General features: G+C 72.6%; 4 protein-coding genes and 1 pseudogene. 1 reads left to right on the top strand and 4 read right to left on the bottom strand.

Annotated features, from left to right (window positions below; genetic code table 11):
* The 4 genes and pseudogenes from H5J30_RS21680 to H5J30_RS21665 form a co-directional block, all read right to left on the bottom strand.
* Positions 1-191 (bottom strand): annotated as a pseudogene (locus H5J30_RS21680) (HAD family hydrolase); the annotation flags it as partial.
* Positions 192-234: 43 nt separating this feature from the next.
* Complete coding sequence (locus tag H5J30_RS21675; RefSeq protein WP_181789055.1) at positions 235-948, bottom strand: HAD family hydrolase; 714 nt, start codon at positions 946-948, stop codon at positions 235-237.
* Positions 949-981: 33 nt separating this feature from the next.
* On the bottom strand, positions 982-2,154 hold the full coding sequence (locus tag H5J30_RS21670; RefSeq protein ID WP_181789054.1) for a phosphotransferase family protein: 1,173 nt from the start codon (positions 2,152-2,154) through the stop codon (positions 982-984).
* A gap of 113 nt (positions 2,155-2,267) precedes the next feature.
* Positions 2,268-3,170 (bottom strand): GntR family transcriptional regulator, encoded by a 903-nt coding sequence (locus tag H5J30_RS21665; RefSeq protein ID WP_181789053.1) that lies wholly within the window; start codon positions 3,168-3,170, stop codon positions 2,268-2,270.
* A 232-nt stretch (positions 3,171-3,402) separates the two neighbouring features.
* Here H5J30_RS21665 and H5J30_RS21660 point away from each other — a divergent pair, with 232 nt between their 5' ends.
* Positions 3,403-3,618 (top strand): hypothetical protein, encoded by a 216-nt coding sequence (locus H5J30_RS21660; protein ID WP_181789052.1) that lies wholly within the window; start codon positions 3,403-3,405, stop codon positions 3,616-3,618.
* Positions 3,619-3,714 lie beyond the last annotated feature (96 nt).

Raw genomic sequence — 3,714 nt, 5'->3', positions numbered from 1 at the left:
GTGCGCAGGTCGTCGGCGATGCCGGGCGGGCCGGCGAAGAACCGGGACAGCGGCCCGTCGAAGTCGAGCAGCACGCAGCGGGCCCCGGCGAGCGGATCCGCCGGGGCGGGACCCCGGCGGGCCGGGGCGGGGGCCCGGTGGTCGGTGCGGTTTTCGGGAACGGCGAAACGGCCGTTGTCAGGGCGTGTCATGGGCGGCTTCGGGGTCGCGTACGGGCAGGGCGGGACGGGAGCCTCAGCGGTCCGGCGGGAGCGGTGGCGTGGGCGGTGGTGTGGCCCCGTTCAGGAGCTCCGCCATCCCGTGGACGACGAGGTCGGCGCGCCCGGTCCCGAAGGCGGTGGCGTGGGGCGAGGCGGCGAAGCCGACGAAGGAGACGCCGGCGGTGCGGGCGGCCTGGAGGTCGGCCGCGGTGTCGCCGATCATGACCGTCTCCTCGGGCGCGGCTCTCGTGGAGGCCAGCGCCCGGTGCAGGCAGTGCGGGTCGGGCTTGAGGTGCTTCGCGTCGGCGGTCCGGCCGTGTATGTGGGGGCCGAACCAGCGGGCGAGGCCCTTGCGGTGGAGGTATGCGCGTACGGAGCGCTCGGAGTTGTTCGTCGTCACGGCTATCTGGCGGCCGGACTCCACCAGCCGGCGGATCAGCTCGGCCACGTCGTCCGTGGGCTCCGCCGTCTGCACCGCGGCCAGTTCCTCCCTGGTCAGCAACTGCTCCAGTGCGATCGCCGCCGCGTCCCTGCCCGGCGCGTGCGCGACGTGGCCGAGCACCCGGTACGGGTCCTGGTGCCCCGCCACCTCGGTCCGCAGGTCCGGCTCGCCCAGCTCCGCGAGCCGCAGCCGCATCCTGTCGGCCACCTGCGCGGGCGGGTGTCCGTGGAAGAGCCGGCAGATGGGCCCGTCGAAGTCGAACAGGACGCACTTCGCGGACTGCAGGAGTGCGTGGAGATCGGCCACATCGCTCCATAAGTCGGTTGCCCCGGGCGGTGGTCAGGGCGGTGGGGGCAGCGCCCCGGCCGAGTAGCGGCGTTTCAGACGCTGGCGACGACGATACCCCGACTGGCCCGCGAGCCAGTCGGCGAGCGCCGCCATGACCTCCGCTTCCGCGGGGATCCGCGCGAGTCCCGCGGCCTTCACGGCGTTGTCCAGCGACCGCCGGACGCGCCGGGCCCCGCGCCGCAGCTCCGCGTCGCCGGCGTCCGGGGACAGGCTCAGTGCCGTGCGCATGGTGTCGGGGTAGAGCGACTGGGCGCGTTCGAAGTCGAGGTAGACCTCCAGGTCCTCGAAGCCGCGGGTGGCGTCGGCGAGTCCGTGCCCGGCCATCTCCTCGCACCACAGCTCCTTCATCCGCTCCGCCTCCCGCGGCCCGTAGCCCATCCGCACCAGGTGCGTGGCCAACTCGTGCAGCGGGTCGCCGTAGAGGGCGATCTCCCAGTCGACGACGAAGAGGTCGCCCGCCTCGCCGGGCAGCCGCAGGACGTTGTCGCGGTGCAGGTCGGTGTGGAGGAGCCGGAACGGGCGGCGGGTCAGGTCGTCGGCGCGCCGGCCGAAGCGGCGGGCGGCGGCGCCGGTGATGCCGAGCGCTTCGAAGAGCGTGCCGAAGTCGTCGTGGTACGTGAGGTAGACGCGGGTCTCCGCGAAGTCGACCAGCGTCCGCAGGAAGGCCGGGGTGTCGTCGCCGACCGGCCACTCGGGCGGCAGCGGCGGCAGCTCGTCGGCGGGCACCTCGGCGATGCGCCGCATCACCTCGGCGAGCCGGCGCAGCGTCGGCTCGCCCACGGGCTCGTCCGCCGGGTGGTGGGCGGACAGCGGCGTGCCCTCGGTGAAGGTGTGCAGCGCGTGGCCGCCGCGGGTGAGCAGGCAGGTGGGCACGGCGGGCAGGTGCGGCTGGACGGCGGCGAGCACGTCGGCCTCGCTCCGCCAGGTGCGGGGCAGCACCTCGACGGTCTTCATCGGCGTACGGATCTTGCCGCTCGCGCCCGGCTCCGCGCGCACTATCGCGGCGAACGCCTCGTCCAGCGGCACCACGTAGTTGGTGTTGTGCTGGCCGTGCAGCAGGATGCCGCCGGGGCGGCGGCGGTGTCTCCAGAAGTGCCAGCGCAGCCGCAGCTCGTACAGCAGTCGCGGCAGGCCGCCCTGGGGTCCGGGCGCTTCGTTGGGCATGGGCGGTGGCAGACCGTTCACGAGCACGTCGGATGGGAGCAGCCGCCCTGCGGAGGGCGGCTGAATGGGGCTGAGAGTACCGCAGGCGTGTTGCCGCGGCGTGACGTCGGCCGTCACAGCGTCGGGGGAATCCCGGGATACGGCTTCGCAATTTTCTGCCACGCCGATTCGAACCACCGTTTGGCGCTGTCGACGTACGCCGCCTCGTGGCGGTCGCGGGCGTCGTGGGCCGAGGAGTGGCGGAACAGGGAGGTGTCGACGCCGAGTACGTCGTAGATGTCCATGTGCTCGTCGCCGGCCGGGGCGGGGACGCGGTTGGGGACGACCTCGTAGAAGCCGGTGAGGGCCTCGGTGCCGTTGAGGACGTAGAGCTTGGTGGTCGGGGTGAGGGCGACGCCGCGGACCTCGACGGAGAGTTCCTTCACCCGGCCGCGCTCGCGCAGGTACTGCAGGGTGTGCGCGAAGGCGCGCGCGTGCAGTTCGACCAGGCGGTCCAGCCGCTTGAGCGGGCGCGGGTCGTCCGGGTCGCCGACCAGCAGGGGGAGTGCCAGGTGGGCGTCCGGGCTGGGGACCATGAGGCGGCAGGTGACCGAGCGGGGGGCGGCGCGGCCGGCGGCGATGGCCATCAGGGTGGGCGAGATCGCCTGGTTGAGGGTCTCGGTGGTCAGGCTGAAGGCGTCGAGGGTCACGTGGGTGGCCTGAAATGCCACGTCGAGCCGTTCTGCCAACTCCACGCCCGCGGTGAGCGGCGGGGCTTCCTCTCGGGCGGCGGCGGGCTCCGCGACGGTGGGGGGTGAGCCCCGGCCGACGTCGGCGAGCAGTTGCTCGCGCTTGAGCAGGTCGAGCGCCTTGCGGACGACGCCCCGCTCGACGTCGAACTCGTCCATCAGCGCTTTCTGGGTCGGCAGGCTGTCGCCCGGCCGCAGATCGCCGGAGTCGATGCGGGCGCGGAGTGCGTCGGCGACGCGGTCGCGTGCGATCCGGCCGCCGGTTGCCGAAGGCTGGTCCCTGCTCACCCCGCCAACCTTACAACTTCCGGCCAACCGACGGGGGTTGTCTCCAAAATGTTTTGAGTTGGTTACCAACTGGGCACAAGTTAAGCAGAGTTGGTCACCAACTCTGCGACCCTGGCGGCAACTGGAGGAAGTTGGCGGTGATGGTCGTCGCCCGGGGCTCGCGCTCTCCCGCTGTCCGAAGGCGCATGGGGGGAGGGGGGACCACTGCGTACGCAGAAGGGAGGGACCCACCATGCCGGTCGGAATCACTCTGGCCATGTCCGTGCTGCTCGTGGGCTTCGAGCGCTTCGTCGAATGGCGCTTCGGCGCGGTGGGAGCGATCGGGCTCACCACCTTGCTCGTGGGGCTCAAGGCGCAGAACGTCACGTGCATGACCATCGGCGGCATCGCGCTCGCCGTGCTGCTGCTCCAGTCCGCCGAGCCCGGCCGCGCCGCGGCCGGGCAGTGAGCGGACCGACCCAGGGGAAGAACCGCAGGGGAAGAACTAGAACATGTCGGGACACCACGGTCGGCGCGAGGTGCGCAGCAGGGCGTCCGCCCGCGC

Origin of the sequence: Streptomyces phytophilus, from assembly GCF_013870535.1 — a bacterium.
Classification (GTDB): Bacteria; Actinomycetota; Actinomycetes; order Streptomycetales; family Streptomycetaceae; genus Streptomyces; species Streptomyces phytophilus.
The sequence above is the reverse complement of the archived record's forward strand: the minus strand, read 5'-3'. Positions and strand labels throughout refer to the sequence as shown.

Coding starts and splice junctions, on each gene's coding strand:
- H5J30_RS21670 (WP_181789054.1), bottom strand. CDS start 2,154: ATGCCCAACGAAGCGCCCGGACCCCAGGGCGGCCTGCCGCGACTGCTG.
- H5J30_RS21660 (WP_181789052.1), top strand. CDS start 3,403: ATGCCGGTCGGAATCACTCTGGCCATGTCCGTGCTGCTCGTGGGCTTC.